Below are 16,695 nucleotides of genomic sequence, written 5' to 3'. Positions count from 1 at the left end.
CAACCCACGCTAGGCGCCGGCCTTGAACGGGAGGGCCGGAGACCGGCCCTCCCTCAGCCTCAGTATCTCACCCGAACACCGGTCTGGAAGCGAGCGCCCAGCGTGTCGAAGAACACCGGGTTCGTGGGGTAAGGCGAGCCGCCGCTCCCGCCGGTAGCAACCGCAATCGGCGGAGATTTATCGAACAGATTTTCGATCTTTCCGAAAATCTCGAAGTTCTGATCGCCCGAGCCGAAGGGGATGCGATAGGTCATCGCCAGATCCACATAGGTCGCACCGTCGAAACGGTTGACGCTGATGCTGTTGGGGAGAGAAGGGTCATAACCCTCATCCTCAGGACCGATCTTGGTCACGTCGCCAATGCCGGAGCCGATCCGCCGCACCTGCAAGACACTCGTGAAGCCACCCTGATTGTAAGTGACCGATGCATTCCACCGCCACGCCGGCGCCGGATTGAAGTCGGCCCGGCCCACAAGAGGCCCGGTCATGCCGGCATAATCGAGGGCACGGACATTGGGGTCGGGTTGGACCTTGAGATCATATTGATGCGCCGCAAGTACCCGCAGGGTCAGCGCGCCGTCCCAATTGCTTGCTACGTCGGACAGCGGAAGATTGTACTCCAGCTCGAAATCAAGACCGCGATACGTGATCAGGCCCAGATTGACCTGACGGGCATCGATGAAGCTGATGTCGGCCAGATTGCCGCCATTGAATGTTATGCGGTCGCAGAAGGTGTCGAACTGATCGCACAGGTCGACAATCGACTGGCCCGACAGCGTGGTGACCGCATCCTTGAGCTTGATCTCGAACCAGTCCGCCGAAAAGCGCAGACCCGGGACGAAGGCAGGTTGCAGCACGATCCCGGCCGTCGTCGTATCGGCCTTCTCGGCGCCTAGCTGGAAGCTGCCGCCGCTCAGGATCGGCGTGGCATCATTGGCGTTGCCGCCAGGACCATTGGGATTGCGGACGGTGCCCTGCGAGGTGCCAGGATCGGTCGGCACCTGCTGCAGGAACAGCTCCCGGAAGCCCGCAGCGCGGATATCGCGGGACCGCGATCCACGAAACCGCACGCCCCTCACTGGCTCGTAAATGGCGCTGAGCTTCCAGCTGGTGGCGGTCGTCGATTTCGCTTCGTCGGTGATGCGGTTCTTGGCGCTGTTGCGCGTGTACCGGATTGCGCCGTTCAGATCGAGCCGCTCGGCTCCTGGCAGCCCGGCCAGCAAAGGCGCGTTGAGTTCCGTAAAGCCTTCAAGAACCTTGATGCTTCCGCCGTAATCGAGGCCGAAGGTGAAGGCGTAATCAAGATAGTTGGGAATGTCGCCATGGGTGACATTGCCGCTTTCCGTCCGGTACTCGCCGCCCGCCGCAAAGCCGATCGGCCCCGCGCCGATGCCGCCAAACAGATCGCCGGTGATGCTCGCGGCCAGGACGTGCTGATCATAGACGAAGTCTTCGAACACCGGCCGATAGACATAATCGATCGCGGCTTGCGTTAGATTGTCGAGGCCGAAGAAGTTTGCCGGAGAGCAACCGACCGCAATGGGGTTGGGGTTCGGTTTCAACAGCTCTGCGCATACGATCGTGCCAGGAGCCACCCCCAGCACATTGCCGGCCGGCGCGCGAACGGCATCGAGAGCGAAGGTGAAGGGCGTGTTGACGCGCGAGCGATTGCGCATCTGATTACGCTCATTGTGCCCATATTGGTAATAGGCGTCCCATTTCCAGCTGCCGCCGAGATCGGCTGAGAGGGCAATCACGCCCCGGTACACTTCCACCTCCGCGCGGCTGTAGGACGGGATCTGACCGTCAAGATCCTTGCCGAAACTGAATGAGGCACCGCCCAGCAGAGCGGCAAGCTCCGGCGGAACATAGGGGTTGGTGGCTTTTACGAAGAAGGTGGATCGCGGACCTGCCGTCAGCGTGGCGGCCCGGGCGATCCGCTTGCCATAGTTGAACTCTCCGGAAAGCGTCAGGCTATCGCTGAGGGCAAATTCCGCAGCCGTATAAGCGACAATGCGCTCCAGCCCGGCCTGAAGGCTGGCATCGTCATAGTTCGAAATGCCATCGCTGCCCTGGACCTGGCCGATGGTGCTGTTGTTGACGAACTCGCCCTGATCGAAGGGCACGATTCCCCTGCCATCCGCTGTGAACCGATAGTTGCGTGCCGCGAGCGGGGCGGGCGCGCGATTGCGCACGACGCCATAAGGTGTGTTGAACGCCAGTGCCGAATCCCGGCCCAAAACATAGTTGGGCAGCCCGAAGCCCGGCGAGCCCGGAACATTGTATCCCGACGGTTGGCCGTTGGGCAGGATATTGTTCGCGTTCTCGAAGATATCCCAGCCGGCCTGACACCAGCGACGGGCGTTGAAACAGCTCTCGATCTCGTCCTGATCCTGATACTCAACCCCGACGATGATGTGGCCGCGATCCCCTGCGAAAGACGTGCCATAGGCCAGCGACCCATGGATCTTGCGCCCGTCGCCACGAAAGGTGAGGCCGGAATCAACCTGTGCGCGAAGGCCCGTCATCTTGGTGTCGAGGATGATGTTCACGACCCCCGCGACAGCATCCGAGCCATAGGCGGCCGAGGCCCCACCCGTCACGGTCTCCACCCGCGCAATCAGGGCGCTGGGAATGAGGTTGAGGTCAACGGCCCCGCCGTCCCCGGTCGGCACGAAGCGGCGGGTGTTCACCAGCGTGAGCGTGCGGGTTCCGTAAAAAGGGTTCAGGCCACGGAGGTTCGCCGTCGCCGACCCCACCTCCGCGCCAGACGCATTGCCCGGGTTGGTGTCCGAAATGGCACTGGTGATCTGAGGGATGCTGTTGAGAACATCCTGCGAGTTGGTCTGCACGAGGTTTCTGATCTGCTCGGCGCCGATCACGGTAAGCGGCTGAGGGGAGTTGAAACCGCTGGTGCGGATGCGCGATCCGGTGACAACGATCGACTCCTGCTCTGCGGCGGCCCGCGCTTCAGGGGACCCGGCCCTCTCCCCATCTTGCGCATGCACAGGTGCTGCTGAGCAAATGCATCCCAGGGCGACCGCCCCAACAGATGCCATCAAGTGATTCCGCGATATGTTGTGCCGCACCGTCTATCTCTCCCCATCGCCCGATTACATTACCGGTAACTTTTCCGGTAAATCCTAGGATGGAGATTGGGTCTTGGCAAACCAACTATCGGCAATTGGGTCCGTATGCCTTTTTAGGCAAGCAACTGAGCCGTTCGGATCAAGGCCTGTGCAGCCGCGTCGGTAGCGCCACCTATCGCGGCCTTGTCAGAACGCGCACTCTCGTGGAGTGCCAGCTCAACCGTGGCAACCTCATGACGTTCCACATGGTCGAGCGCTCAAAGCGGCCCGTCTGCGGCAGTAATTCACCGCTTCGATGAAGCCATGTGCGCATATTGGTCAATGAAGTGATCGTCGGCGAGAGTAGCGAATCCCACGTCATCGGGCATGGCGCACACGCTGCCATCGAAACGGCAGCGATTTCCGCCGCCGCCTCAAAGAAGGCCTAAATGCTCATCTTTGACTGGGAATGGTGCGGGGCGCAGTCGCGAACGAACCAGTCTCGGCTGGGCAAATCCCTGAAATTCCCTGTTCAACGCGAAAAACAGGGAATTTCCGCATTGTGGCTCGAATAACAGCGTGGATCTGATGAATTTCTGCAGGCGATACAGCAATTTACGGGACGATTTCCCTAACTGCAAAAGCAGGGAACTCTGCCTCCCTCTGCAGAGAATTTGCACAGGTCAGCAGCGATCAAATTTTACGGTTAATGTTTTTCTAATGGGGTGCTGCCATAGTGATCAAAGACGGCGTGCCAGCCTTCTGGTTTTGCCAACCTCAATCTGGAGAAGCATATGGAAAGCCCCCGCTTTCATATCGGCAGCCCCTGGCATCAGTTTGATCCTGAAAGCCCCGGCTATCTTGAACGCAAGCTCAAGAATGGCGAGCATGTCCGCCGAGCCGAACTTATCACGGTCTACAAAGCTAATAAGGGCATGGCTTGGGACGGTCTCTTGCACGATATGCTAGGCGCGGTGCTTGATGGGACGTTCAAAGAGAAGCCCGGCCCGAAAGAAGGTTACAGCCTCGCTATGCTGCACATTTTTAACGCCTATGTGGATCTGGAAGCGGACGACATTCGTGAGGATCGGCTGGCTTCAGGCTATAAGCGCAAGCTTGGCGATCTTTCGGTAATGGAAGAAGCTTACGAGAATACGGCGCGCATCTTCAAAGTGACGAACGGCCGACGGCTTGCAAATCTGCTTTCCTCCCACAAACTTCGCCGCCACTCTGTGATGTAATTTGCCCTACAGGCTGTGACATTTGGGAGCTTCCTAAAACGCAGGAGGTTCTATGAATGCACAGCCTGGTCCCGTCAGTCGGCGGGATCTTGTCCAGCGCGAGATCGCGCTATTGCGGCCGCATAAGCGCAACGCCCGCACGCACTCAAAGAAGTAGATCGCTCAGATCGCGCGCAGTATCGAGACATTTGGGTTCACGAACCCGGTGCTGATCGATGAGGCCGATCGGATCATTGCCGGCCATGGTCGCGTGCAGGCAGCCAAGACCCTGGGTATGACCCATGTGCCGGTGCTGTTGCTCGAAGGGCTGAGCGACGCAGATCGACGCGCTTATATCATTGCAGACAATCGTCTGGCGGAAACGGCCGGTTGGGATCGTGAACTCCTGGGTCTCGAACTGGCCGATTTGACGCAGCTGGTGCCCGACATGGATCTGAGCGTCATAGGCTTTGAGGCAGCCGAGCTTGAAGCGTTGATGAATGGTGTTGGTCCCGTCGATATCGTGGAGACGCCAGCGCAGGGAGACGAAGACAGCAAACCGCTCGTCACGCGTCCAGGAGACACGTGGCAGCTTGGCCGGCACCGCCTGATCTGCGGGGACTCAACAAAGCCCGAAACCTTCGTTGCGCTGATGCAGGACGAAATGGCGCAAATGGTCTTTACTGACGCACCCTATAATGTGCCGGTTAACGGGCATATCGGCGGGCTCGGCAAGGTGAAGCATAAAGAATTTGTGATGGCGTCGGGCGAGATGAGCCAGCGGGAATTCACAGACTTTCTCACCCGCGTTATGATCAATCTGGCAAGGCATAGCAGCGACGGATCAATCCATTACCACTGCATGGACTGGCGCCATATGGCGGAGATGCTCGCTGCCGGTGAGGAAGCTTATGCAAGCCTTAAAAACCTTGTGGTGTGGAACAAGGATAATGGCGGCATGGGGAGCTTTTATCGCTCAAAACACGAACTGATCTTCGTCTTCAAGAAAGGTAGCACAGCGCATATCAACAATTTTGAGCTTGGACAGCACGGCCGTTATCGTACCAACGTTTGGGACTATGCTGGTGTGAACTCGATGCACGCTCAGCGCACCGAAGAACTGGCAATGCATCCGACCGTCAAGCCAGTGGCTATGGTGGCTGATGCGATGCTGGACTGCTCGCGACGGGGCGGCATTGTGCTTGATGCTTTCTCTGGCTCTGGCACGACGATTATGGCCGCCGAAGAAACAGGGCGAGCCGCGCGCGCTGTAGAAATGGATCCGCTCTATGTCGATGTCGCCGTACGACGGTGGCAAAAGCATACGCAAAAGCAGGCTGTTCTGGCCGGCAGCGAACTGACCTTTGATGCCATTGAAAAGGCCGTTGGCGAAATCGACCTTTGATGCGGAAAGATTGTGCCGCCTCGTAAAACAGGCGCCGCAATCCCGAAATTCCTGTGGACACTCTGTGACTGACTTCCTTTCTCACCAGGCATAGCCCGACCTCCCATGTAATGAATGGATGAGGAGGTAAAATCGCAGATGTCCGATGAATATGAGGTCGGCTACAAGAAGCCGCCAACCGAAACCCGCTTCAAAAAGGGGCAGTCAGGAAACCCCGCGGGGCGCAAGCCTAAACCGCAACGGCAGATGAAAGCCAATATTGCTGAAGTGGTGGCAGAAGTCTGGTCCAAGCCCGTAGAGATAAACGGAACCGTGTTCTCTACGATCGAGGTGGTTCTAAGAACATTGATGATGAAAGCGATGAAAGGGGACCTCGCAGCTCTTAAACAGGTAATCTATCTCTCCAAACTATATCCTGTGCAGAGGCGTTACAAAGGTGGTGCCGCGCTGCATATCGCGCGGACGCCAGATTATTTGCGCGAAATTAACGCGTTTGTGACGCAAGCGCAGTTTCGCGGCGGGACGGAAAAGGAGTCTTATACCCTTGGCGACGTACCGCTTGATATGCTGCAACGTGCTATCGCGATCTACGTGGAAAATAATCCGGTCGATCCAGCGTCTGAGATGCCGGCCACGTAGCAGGTGACTGCATTGAGATTATACAGGTCCCTTCAGTCGATGCCGCACTCTGCCAACGCAATGGCGAGTGAGGCATCGACAGGGAGGGGCTTGAGGCCATCCTTTTGAAACTGGCCCACCCGCATCATGTTCGGATCGGGCAGACCATAGGGGCTTGAGATTGCCGCCGCACGAAAAATAAGACCCTGACCGGCGCGCAGTTCGCTCAGCATCGCTTTTGCGACCTCGCCGCTGGCAAGCGTGCTGGTTGCAGTCGCGGACATGACCATCTTGTTCGACAACGCCATGGCATCTGCCATCGCTTTGGTCGCAGCATCATTGGCTGTCGGGGCGGCAGAGACTGATGCGCCTTGCGGATTATCCTCAGCCTTGAGTTCCCGAAACGGTTGGTCATCCACGCGCCAGACGATCGTTCCGGTGGGCAAGCGATAGCGTCCGCCGCTGCTCACGCCGACGAGCAGACCATGCCTGCTGCTCATCTCGATCACGGGGTAAAGATAGCCAGTGCGCGAGTAGCGAAGCTTACCGACATAATCGAGGGCGGAGACCACGCAGCTTGTTGCGCCCGTGATCGGATCCGTCGTGCGCGTCGCCTGCCATGTTTTTGGAGCTTTGTCCTTGGCGAGTGTCGGCGTTGCAAGCAGGGCCAGGCTCAGTGCGAGGACGCCAGCGCGGGTCATGCAATAGCCTCCAGGCCATCGACAGAGTCAGGTACAGGCGCTGGTCCAAACAATTGGTCGACCAGGATGTCGAGCGTCACCGTCTTGTCGAACCGGCCAATTAGAACGCTGCGATAGGCGGGGCGTAAGCCTCTTGCACGCTGCCTATTATAACGGCTGTGGGTTGTGGCCTTGTCGCCAAGCTCATCGAGTGGTTGGCCCGGCGCGCATCCCAGGTACCGAAAGCCTGTCGGCCGGATCGTGTCGCGGTCCCAACTGATCAGGATCGCGCAACCAGAGGGCTTGTCAGCCAGCCTTGTCGCGATGTCGAACTTGCTGTTCTTGCCACCCTGCACCCGCGACTTAAGCTGGATATGCCGCACGATCCCGGCTGCCTCGATCACCACATCATAGCCATCGCGATCGCAGATGGCATTCAGCACTTCGCAGCGTTGCCCGCGCGCCAGCAGTTTGGCGATAAGTTCCCCGATCAGCTGATACTCCAGCGCTTTCTCGATCAGCGTTGAATCCAGCGATAGCTGTGCATTGTGATGGGGCGGTTCGATATCAGGTTGGCAGGTCACGTCGCTCTTACTCCCATGAAGCAGCGACGGTCTGGCCTGGGCTTCCTCGTCGCGCCTATGTCCACTCGGGGCGACGGCCAAAGCCGGATGTTAGTAACCTGAGGTAGCCCGCAGGCGCATGCGCCTTTACCGTTTCCGGCTGGACATACGCGCATGCCACCCGGCCGATAATCTCGACCGAGTTGGCTACCATTGGGGTTACTAAGCCCCGCTCCCCGGCTTTCACGAGGAGCAACGCCACATTGCTCGCGGGGCGACAGGGATCAAGTGGAATGTGTGCAAATTGATTTCGACGCCCTGCGAAGGCGTTCGATCCGGCGAAATCCTTACGACCGCGTAGCACCGCTCTAAATGCCAGTTCGCCGCCCACGATCATTGTTGATGGGACGGTCGGTCGCTCGCTACAATGTCGTTCGGCTATAGACCTTCGCCCGAAACCTAGCGGATCATGGTCAGATAGTGCGCCAGAGACCAGATTCGTCGACGAATATCCGTTTGTGAGAATAAGTTCGACGCTCAGCAATTCTCCGCCATAGCAGTCGTTTTAAAACCCTCACGAGGTCGTCAAAAGCGTCCCCCAATGCCTCGCAGGGTCGACGCGCAGCAATGTATTTGGGACGAAGCCGTCGTTCGTTGCCCCAGCGAGGAAGGTCAGCTTTAATCTGGAGCGGACATTTTTCCTCGGTTAGAGTCAAATGGTGCGAATGATAGATCCAGCCGCCAACGACGATCAGGCGTAAAAGGCGCGCGCATTTTTGGCCCTGTGAGCCCTCAAATCTCGGGCCGTGTCAGAGCGTAAGGAGGGCAATGAGACCTGATCGCACCGGGCCGGCGCCGAGACCCATATCCCGCGCATTATCGGACGGGTTGATTGATCACGACAATTCCGCTGATGGTGCCAGTCAAGTCCTTGTATTCATACGAAATGCGCGCGGATGGAGGCGAGAAGCTATACTACGCTGCCTTCAAGTATCTGCAAAGTCTTGAGGTCTGAATGGAAATCGAGCGCGTAGTCGCCGCCTTCCCGTCCGATGCCCGAGATGCCGACGCCGCCAAAGGGCGCGGTCAGATCGCGGACCAGGAATGTGTTCACCCACACCGTGCCGCCGCGCACCGCGCGGCCGACCCGCTCGGCCCGCTCGCGATTGCCGGTGTAGACCATGCCCGAAAGGCCATAAGCGGTGGAATTGGCGAGCGCGACGCCTTCTGCCTCATCCCGGAAGGTCTGGACCGTGAGAACAGGGCCAAACACCTCGTTCTGCACGACTTCGCTGTCGTTGCTGCGCGGCATGATGAGGGTGGGCTCCACCCAGTTGCCCCCGTCTTTCCAAAGCGTGCCGCCGCGCACGATCTTGTCTCCCGCGGCCTGCGCGCGCTCGATAAACCCCATGACCCGCTCGACATGCACGGGATGGATGAGCGCCGACATGGTGGTGGCAGGATCACGACTGCCTCGAGGCATACAACGCGTTCGGCAGTGAGCCGCCATTGACAACAACGGGGAGCGCTAAATCCGCCTCCCTGTTTCCCATATTAACGAGGGCCACTGAGCCAATGATCTCCAGCGCTATCTGTGGGTAGGCGGCTCTAAAGGTCGTAAGCCCCAGCGGTCCAAGTAATAGACGGCCGATTTTAGGGATCCGCTTCGGATGGTCGGATGCGGTCATGTTGGCGATCGATCGTCAACATCACCAACCAATCCGCACGCCAAACGCACCATTGATGCCTTCGCCGATGTTGGTCTGGGTCCAGTATTTTTCATTGAACAGGTTGTTGACGTTGCCCAGGAACGTCACCTTGCGGCGACCGACCAGCGTCTCATACTGAAACCCAGCATTGGCCACAGTGTAAGACGGAATGACGAGACTGTTAGCGTCGTTTGTCGGAGCCTTGCCAATGTACCGCACATTGCCGTGCAAGCTGAGGCCTGGAACCCCGGGGACATCATATTGCGCGTTGCCAGTTACCTGCCATTTGGACGCGCCGCCGGGTGCATTGCCCAGCAGCGTTTCATTTCCCGCCGATACATCGCGGATGGACGGATCGAGCCGAAGAACGCCGAGACCCAGCTTAAGGTTTGGCATGAACCGATAGTTCGCGACAGCTTCAATGCCCTTGTAGAGCGTCAGGCCGTCCTGTGTCAGGCGGCGAGCACCGTCAAGGATCTGGTCGATGGTGGCAGCCCGTTCGATGCGGAAGCCTGCGAGCGACATGCTCAGACCTTCATGCTCATATTTCGCGCCGAGCTCATATTGGCGGCTGCGGGTTGGTTTCAGCACCTCGCCGGCGTTGGCGTATTCGCCGCCGACACGACTGCCCGGCTCCATCGCCTCGGCGTAGCTGCCGTAGATCGACACATAAGGTGCTGGCTTATAGATGAGCGCGAAAGTGGGGGTCACTGCAGACGTGCGATAGGATGAATCCACTGACGGATTTCCATCCACATCAAGCAGCTTGTACCGGGTATAGCGCGCGCCGATTACAGCCTGCACCTGCTCGCCGAAATGCACAGTGTCACTGAGAAACAGACCGCGCTGACGGTCCTTCGTAGGCCAACCCTCGGTATCAAAGTACAAAGCGCGCGTTACCAGAAACGGCTGATCCTGGTAGACCGATCCGTTGAAGTCATTGCCCCAGTAATAATTTCGGTCGTTGAACCCGAACAGGCTGTCGGTCGCGAGATAGGATGCCCCAGCGACGATCTCGTGGCGGATCGATCCTGTCGTAATATCGCCCTGCGCGAGAAACTGGGCAAAGTGATTCCTGTCCAGCTCGGCGAAGTTATAGGCGTAGCCGTTATAGTCACCGTCCGCGTTCTGCATGTACACGAACATCTTGTTCGAATGATGCCGCTTGCTCGTATATCCATAGGTCAGTCGCGCAGACCAGCCGGGAGCGAAAGACCAATCAAGACCCGTAGCCGTCGCAAGTGTCCGCGCCTTGTAGAAGCTGTTGGCGACATTCAAGTTATCATAATCGTAGGTAGGCCGGGGGAGCTTGTTCCCGACATACTCGTCCCAGTAAAACTGGAATGGCTCGTGCTCTAGATTGCTGTCTTCATAGGTGGCGCTGGCGTACCATTTGAGATCGGGGCTGAACGCATAATCGAGCGCCAGAGATGCGACAAAGCGATTGACCCCTGCCTTATTGTAGGCCGCGCCCTTTTCTCCGGCCAGATTGACGCGATAGCCAAGGCGGCCGTCTTGTGTAAGCCGCCCACCCGCATCGGCTTTTGCGTAAAAGACACTATTGGTGCGGTAGCCGACTTCCGTGGTCAGCATCGCTTCGGCCGTAGGGCGCTTGGTGCGATAGGCGATGACGCCACCTGGCGCGCCGATGCCGTACATGAAGCCGGTGAGGCCCTTGAGCGCGGAGACGCTTTCGATCGGTTCCAGCGGAAAGTCCCCGCCCCAGTAGAGCAGGAGGGGAACATCATCGATATAATAGTTACGAACGCCTAATCCTCTGATTTGCGTCCCCCACCAGTTGACCGCTCCCGATGGCGCAGAGGAATAAACCGACGGATCGTTCTGGAAGACTTGCCCGATCCTCGTGACCTGACGGCGGGCGATATCCGACTGATCGACAAGGGTTATGGAATAAGGCGTGTCGAGCAGCGTTTTCGCGCCCAAGGCGCCATTGCTGGCCGATCGAGTCTGGTCTTCGTCAGAGCGATGACCGGTAACGAATATCGTTCTTCTCGCGTCCTCCGCCGCTTCTTCATCCGGCGCCGCAGCCTCGGCGGCATGCGCGCGCGGTGCGATTACAGAAACCAGCACCAGCGACAGAGAGAAAATTGGCGCAATAAACTTTGGCATTAGAACCCCCTACAGATGCAGGCGCCGTAATATTATGTATATTGCGAGTCAATATCATTATGTCGAAGCGTGATACTGATGGTTCTCTCCTCTCCTTCGGGATTGGATGTCTGTACAACCAGGCCTGCGACCGGCCGTCTTATACGATCCCCTACTTGCTGGCAGAACATGACCGCCCTGGCGGGACAAAACCCGGTCAGTGACAACGTGCAGCGCGTGCTGCGCCCCCGCCATGGAGTATCACCTCCCATCCAGTCTCAATTCCAACGGTTCCTGCTAATTGCAAACTATTGCAACTCATTATCGATTAAGCGATAGGATGCAGGCGGGATCGCGGCTACTCCGACGGAGAGGCTCAAAACAGCAGGATTCTTAGATCGTGAGTGCTAATGTCATGGCGAGAAATGGTGGAGCAAAGGCTTCGGTCTCATGGGCCCAAGCGGTTAGAACAGCTAACCGTTTCGCAGCCGCAATCCTTGGTGGCTATCTGTTTGCTTATGGTTTCACTGCGCTGGCGACGTTCATTGGCTTTGGCCTGGGCCTCCCGTTTTCGGAGGCACAGGTGCTCGCATGGATGCTTGGAGCCTTAGTCTATCTGGGCGCGATGCTGTGGGGTTTCGTGCCGCGCACCGCAGCAACGGCCTGGGCCGTCCTTGCAGGTGGCGGTGCAGCAATGGGATCGGCCGCCTGGGCGCTTTCGCGTCTGACAGTCTGAGCGGGAAGGAACAATCGATGCGTGAGACATTCCGGCTATCGATGGCCTATCTGCACACTTGGCTCGGCCTTGTGGTTGGCTTCGTACTGATGGCCGTCTTCTTCTTTGGGTCGCTTTCCGTGTTCGACCGCGAGATCGACCGGTGGAGCGTCCCGGAGACGCGCGCACAGGCAGCGCCCTTTCCCTCGTTTGATCGGTCCGTGCTGCCCGTCATCGCATCGGTGAAGCCCGATGCCGAGAGCATCGAGCACACGGCCGCAGAGGTCATCGGCGCCTTGCCTCCGGCCGATGCGATGAAGGTCGGCGATGTCGGTGTTTATACCAATCACCGCGATCCCATTTTGCGGATGTACGTGGCCTTTGATGTGCCCAACAAGCCGCGCGACGCCAACCTGGATCATGTCCATGTGTATGGCTTTGCGGCCGTCGATCCACAGACAGGCGAACGTCTGCCTGCCGATGTTCAGGATCGGCTCAATCTTGGCACCGGCTTCTTCTTCCCCATGCATTATATGCTCCACCTTGACTGGATGGAGATCGGCTACTGGATTGTCGGTCTGGCGGGCATGGTCATGATGGCATTGCTCGTCTCCGGCGTGGTGATGCATCGCAAGATCTTTCGCGAGTTGTTCACCTTCCGCCCGGAAAAGGCGCGACTGCGCTCGATGCTCGATCTTCACAACATGACGGGCGTTCTGGCGTTGCCATTCCTCTTCGTCATCACGCTGTCGGGCCTGCTCATCTTTGCCTATATGTATCTGCCATCTCCCACGAGCCTCATGCGCCCGCTGGCGAAGGCTCAGGAACTGGTGGAAGCGTCCGGAACCGGACTGCCCGTCGACCCGTCAGGCCGGCCCGGTGAACTCGCATCCGTCGATGCGATGATGGACGCTGCAAAGGCGCGCTGGACGGCCAAGGGTGTGCCCGGCGAAGTCGGATCGGTGGTGATCGTCCATTATGGCGATGCCGATGCTTATGTCTCGATCGCGCGTGACAATGTCGATCGTGTTGCGACGAGCGAGACCCTTCACTTCAAGGGAAGCACCGGGGCGCTGCTTTACGAGGATCCGCCAGCGAGCGGCATCCGCACGACGGAAGGATTCCTCTACGGGCTGCACTTCCAGCAGTTCCGCCACTGGCCGCTGCGCTGGCTGTTATTCGCGGGCGGTCTGGCAGGCTGTGCCTGCATTGCGACCGGCTTTTTGTTCTTCGTCGAGAAGCGCAAGAAGAAGCATGCGGCCACCGGCGCTCCCGGTGCGCGCATCGCGGAGGCCTTCGCCGTCGCCAGCGTGACCGGCATGCTGATCGCGACCGGCACGATGATGGTGGCGAACCGATTGCTCCCCACAAGCCTGCCGGGGCATGACGCCTGGCAGGAGGGCATTTTCTGGCTGACGTGGCTCGCGACGCTGGGCCATGCCGCTCTGCGGTCCCGCGCGTCGGCCCATATCGGCGTCTCGCCAGCATGGGCCGAACAATGCTGGCTGGTGGCTCTGCTGGCTGTGGGTGCAGCCATTGCTAACTGGGCGACGACCGGCGATCATCTTATCGCGACGATCGCAAATGGATATTGGCCAGTGGCGGGCGTCGACCTCGTCCTTCTCGCGACAGCAGGTGTCGCTGCCTACACGGCAGTTCGCCTGAGCGCCCGTGCTGAACGGCTTGCGCGGATGCCATCGGCGATCGGGAAGCCAGCCCATGTCTGACGCCGTTCTGCTCACTCTCGCGCTGCTCGCTGCCATCATCGGCATGGCTGGCTTTGCGGCCGCGAACGACACGCACTGGCGACAATTGTTCCGCGAACGCCCGCAGTCAGCCGGCGCGCGCGCATTATGCCAAGCTTCTGGTGTGCTGCTGCTCGGCATTTCCTTTGCGTTTTGCGCAATGGCCGACCCTGTCTCGATGGCGTTTCTGGTCTGGCCGATGCTGCTCGGCGTTGCCGCCGCCATCGTTGCGGCCTTCCTTACGCTCAAAGCGCAATCTCAGCGTCGATGAGATATGGGGCCGGGTTCGAGCCCGGTCGTCCTCGGGGCATTGGATGGCGCCGGCCGGGCGTTCAAAGCACCGCCATCAAACCGTTCGGTTAGCCCTGCTAAAGTGGTAGCTGCGCAGCGCTGCGGAATGGGTGGGTTTGGAAGATCGCCATTGGCGAAACTGTGCGCGGTAGTCTGTGCTCGTCGCTTAGCTAACGAGATATCAACGCTCAGCCGTCGCTGATTTTCAAAACGTGAATATCGCTTGCTGTAGCCCAGCAGCGACGGCCCGCACGCTTTGCAGCGACGGCCCGCACGCTTTTCAGTCTCAGCTTGTGAGACGAGATGCTTCGCGGGCAGTCGCCATTGGGCAGATGGCCGGGAAGGCTGAGATCAGCGCGACGTATCGTCGCACATAATCAAAACCTTCCCAGATATCTCCAACAGCGACCCGCTCCCGTTGCAGTGCCTGCTTATCAGAAACGCACACCTAAGGTTGCCATGACGTTACGCGGGGCACCGACAAAACAGTCGCCGCGCGCCAAACAGGACGCGAAATATTTTTCGTTGAGAAGGTTGGTCGCGTTGAGGGCGATGCGCCAGTTGTTTTTGCTGATTTCCACCAGCGCATCCACGGTGGTCCGGGACGGCGTGACGATCGACCAGACCGTGCTGGTTGAAACACTCTTGCCGCTATAGACGACGCCGCCACCCAAGCGCAGTTGCGCCTCACCAGCCAGCCCGAAGGTCTTGGTGGACCACAGTGACGCGGTATGACGGGGCATATAGTCGAGGTCGGTATTGGTTTCGGACTCGAGCTTGGAATAGCCATAATTGGCCAGCAGCTCGAAATTACCGGGCAGGGTGTGGCTGGCCTCGATCTCAAAACCCTCTGTGTTGAGTTCACCCGACTGGGCCGTGCCGCCTGCTGCGAGATAGAGAACGCGGTTGCGCTCCTTGATTTTGAAGACCGTGGCCGTGACCAGCGTGCTGGGAGCCGGCTGCCACTTCACGCCGGCCTCAAATTGCGTGCCGGTCTGCGGGCGATAAGGTGCGCCAAACGTGCCGTCGCCATTGTCGATGGAGCCCGCGACAGGCAGGAAGCTTTCCGTATAGCTGAAGAAGGGCGAGATGCCGGCGCCGATCTCGCCGATGATGCCAGCGCGGAAGGTGGTGGCCTTGTCCTCCTGACCCGCAGAGTTCGTGACGCGGTCACGGCGAGCCCCCAGCACAACCGAGACGCGATCAAAGAAGCGGATCTGATCCTGGACATAGATGCCCAGTTGCTTCTGCGACTGCGCGGTGAACGGGCCGGACGGCTCGTAAGTCAGGAGCGCATCATAGTCGATGTCGTAGAGATCCACGACCTCCACACCGGCAGCATAGCGCTTGGCGACCTCGTTCCAGCTATAATCAATGCCAACGAGCAGCTTATGCTCGATATTCGCGCCTGTGTTGAAGTTGAATTGCAGGTTATTGTCGGTGGAGAAGACATTCATCCGCGCGTCGCTGGCATCGGCATAAAGACCAATAGTCCGCCCGTCGGTGCCGTAGACCGAGAAGGGATCGGTCGGATTGCTATAGCTGTCGGCGTAGTGGGTCTTATATTCAAGATTGCTATCGATATAGCGGGCCTTCAGGCTCAGCGTGATCTTGTCAGAGAAGTTGTGCGTGATGAAGCCGCCGCCTTGCAAGGAGCGTCCGGCGTAGCGGTCCCACCCGGCCTTACCGACAAACGTATATCGATCCAGCTTGCCAGAGGGATTGGCAGCATTGCGCAGAAAAGTGCCGACGATCGGCAGAAACTGGGAGGTCGATCCGGTATCGTCCTCCTGATAGAGGCCCGTCAGCACGATATCCGTGTCAGGGGTAGGCTGCCAGCGGATCGAAGGCGCGAACATCACGCGATCGTCGGGAACATGATCGACATAGGTGTCGGCATCGCGGACGCGGCCCACGGCGCGGATCGCCAGATTGTCGGCCAGCGCGATGTTGACATCGCCCAGCGCCTCCTTGCGGTCGTAGCTACCATATACGAGGCTCAACTCGCCACTCGTCCGGAACTCCGGCGTCTTGGATACGAGGTTGACGAGTCCGCCGATCGATCCCTGGCCAAACAGCACCGACGCCGGGCCGCGGACGATTTCCACGCGAGAGAAGTTGTACGGGTCCGCGGTGATGCTGGCATAATAAGAGAAGATGTCGCGCATCCCGTCGCGGAACTGCAGTGCACTCAAGCCGCGCACGTTGAAGCCGTCTACGCGCGTATCACGGCCATAGGGGTTGGCAAGGACGCCTGCGGCATATTTTACTGTGTCGGAGATGCTGATTGCGCCCTGCGCGAGATATTGCTCAGATGTGATGACCTTGATCGGCTGAGGCAGCTCGATGAGCGCTGTATCGGTCTTTGTGCCGGCTCTAGCGGCGGTCACGATAATCGCATCGCCATTCTCGTCCGCTGGGGCGACTTCGTCGGCCCATGCCGCCTGGCTCGCGCAAAGGCCCGCCAGTCCCACCATCATAATCATCTTCGCCATTGTACGCCCCTTCACTGTCGCTGCGCTTCTTGCGTGCAAGCCCCTAGAGTTTGTGCGACTGCCTATCAATAGCGTTT

General features: G+C 58.9%; 12 protein-coding genes. 6 read left to right on the top strand and 6 right to left on the bottom strand.

Annotated elements, in window-relative coordinates:
• Positions 1–59 precede the first annotated feature (59 nt).
• Positions 60–3,008 carry a TonB-dependent receptor domain-containing protein gene (locus tag M2331_RS00605; protein WP_264592236.1) on the bottom strand — a complete coding sequence of 983 codons (2,949 nt, stop codon included), beginning with the start codon at positions 3,006–3,008 and terminating at the stop codon, positions 60–62.
• A gap of 854 nt (positions 3,009–3,862) precedes the next feature.
• Between M2331_RS00605 and M2331_RS00600 the strand changes: the two genes are divergently transcribed.
• From M2331_RS00600 to M2331_RS00590, 3 genes are all read left to right on the top strand, one after another.
• On the top strand, positions 3,863–4,309 hold the full coding sequence (locus M2331_RS00600) for a hypothetical protein (protein WP_181558499.1): 447 nt from the start codon (positions 3,863–3,865) through the stop codon (positions 4,307–4,309).
• Positions 4,310–4,466: 157 nt separating this feature from the next.
• Positions 4,467–5,693 carry a site-specific DNA-methyltransferase gene (locus tag M2331_RS00595; protein ID WP_319800995.1) on the top strand — a complete coding sequence of 409 codons (1,227 nt, stop codon included), beginning with the start codon at positions 4,467–4,469 and terminating at the stop codon, positions 5,691–5,693.
• A gap of 138 nt (positions 5,694–5,831) precedes the next feature.
• Entirely contained in the window at positions 5,832–6,332 is a 501-nt protein-coding gene (locus M2331_RS00590) for a DUF5681 domain-containing protein (protein WP_181561594.1), read from the top strand.
• A gap of 32 nt (positions 6,333–6,364) precedes the next feature.
• On the opposite strand, the gene M2331_RS00585 is transcribed toward M2331_RS00590, so the two are convergent.
• From M2331_RS00585 to M2331_RS00570, 4 genes are all read right to left on the bottom strand, one after another.
• Complete coding sequence (locus tag M2331_RS00585) at positions 6,365–7,012, bottom strand: hypothetical protein (RefSeq protein ID WP_181558498.1); 648 nt, start codon at positions 7,010–7,012, stop codon at positions 6,365–6,367.
• On the bottom strand, positions 7,009–7,575 hold the full coding sequence (locus tag M2331_RS00580; protein ID WP_181558497.1) for a hypothetical protein: 567 nt from the start codon (positions 7,573–7,575) through the stop codon (positions 7,009–7,011). The genes M2331_RS00585 and M2331_RS00580 overlap by 4 nt, the downstream gene beginning before the upstream one ends.
• A 949-nt stretch (positions 7,576–8,524) precedes the next feature.
• Positions 8,525–9,037, bottom strand: coding sequence for an aldehyde dehydrogenase family protein (locus tag M2331_RS00575; RefSeq protein ID WP_264592235.1), 513 nt, complete (start codon positions 9,035–9,037; stop codon positions 8,525–8,527).
• 226 nt (positions 9,038–9,263) lie between these two features.
• Positions 9,264–11,393, bottom strand: coding sequence for a TonB-dependent siderophore receptor (locus M2331_RS00570; RefSeq protein ID WP_181558496.1), 2,130 nt, complete (start codon positions 11,391–11,393; stop codon positions 9,264–9,266).
• A gap of 379 nt (positions 11,394–11,772) precedes the next feature.
• Between M2331_RS00570 and M2331_RS00565 the strand changes: the two genes are divergently transcribed.
• Genes M2331_RS00565 through M2331_RS00555 form a run of 3 tightly spaced genes read left to right on the top strand, consistent with a single transcriptional unit; the run spans position 11,773 to position 14,103 of the window.
• The gene (locus tag M2331_RS00565; RefSeq protein ID WP_220128483.1) at positions 11,773–12,108 is read left to right on the top strand and encodes a hypothetical protein; all 336 of its coding nucleotides are present in this window, start codon (positions 11,773–11,775) and stop codon (positions 12,106–12,108) included.
• Positions 12,109–12,125: 17 nt separating this feature from the next.
• A complete protein-coding gene (locus tag M2331_RS00560; protein ID WP_181558495.1) occupies positions 12,126–13,814 on the top strand; it encodes a PepSY-associated TM helix domain-containing protein in 1,689 nt (562 codons plus the stop codon).
• A complete protein-coding gene (locus M2331_RS00555) occupies positions 13,807–14,103 on the top strand; it encodes a DUF3325 domain-containing protein (protein WP_181558494.1) in 297 nt (98 codons plus the stop codon). Before M2331_RS00560 ends, M2331_RS00555 begins: the two co-directional genes overlap by 8 nt.
• Before the next feature lie 454 nt (positions 14,104–14,557).
• Here the strand turns inward: M2331_RS00555 and M2331_RS00550 are convergent, their stop codons facing one another.
• Positions 14,558–16,609, bottom strand: a complete 2,052-nt coding sequence (locus M2331_RS00550) for a TonB-dependent siderophore receptor (RefSeq protein WP_413716077.1) — start codon at positions 16,607–16,609, stop codon at positions 14,558–14,560.
• Positions 16,610–16,695: the final 86 nt, after the last annotated feature.

It is taken from the genome of Sphingobium sp. B10D7B, assembly GCF_025961955.1.
GTDB lineage: Bacteria > Pseudomonadota > Alphaproteobacteria > Sphingomonadales > Sphingomonadaceae > Sphingobium.
The sequence above is the reverse complement of the archived record's forward strand: the minus strand, read 5'-3'. Positions and strand labels throughout refer to the sequence as shown.

What these genes read in the sequence shown, in the direction of transcription:
- M2331_RS00600 (WP_181558499.1), top strand. Translation starts at nt 3,863, where the DNA reads ATGGAAAGCCCCCGCTTTCATATCGGCAGCCCCTGGCATCAGTTTGAT.
- M2331_RS00590 (WP_181561594.1), top strand. Translation starts at nt 5,832, where the DNA reads ATGTCCGATGAATATGAGGTCGGCTACAAGAAGCCGCCAACCGAAACC.
- M2331_RS00585 (WP_181558498.1), bottom strand. Translation starts at nt 7,012, where the DNA reads ATGACCCGCGCTGGCGTCCTCGCACTGAGCCTGGCCCTGCTTGCAACG.
- M2331_RS00575 (WP_264592235.1), bottom strand. Translation starts at nt 9,037, where the DNA reads ATGCCTCGAGGCAGTCGTGATCCTGCCACCACCATGTCGGCGCTCATC.
- M2331_RS00570 (WP_181558496.1), bottom strand. Translation starts at nt 11,393, where the DNA reads ATGCCAAAGTTTATTGCGCCAATTTTCTCTCTGTCGCTGGTGCTGGTT.
- M2331_RS00560 (WP_181558495.1), top strand. Translation starts at nt 12,126, where the DNA reads ATGCGTGAGACATTCCGGCTATCGATGGCCTATCTGCACACTTGGCTC.
- M2331_RS00555 (WP_181558494.1), top strand. Translation starts at nt 13,807, where the DNA reads ATGTCTGACGCCGTTCTGCTCACTCTCGCGCTGCTCGCTGCCATCATC.
- M2331_RS00550 (WP_413716077.1), bottom strand. Translation starts at nt 16,609, where the DNA reads ATGATTATGATGGTGGGACTGGCGGGCCTTTGCGCGAGCCAGGCGGCA.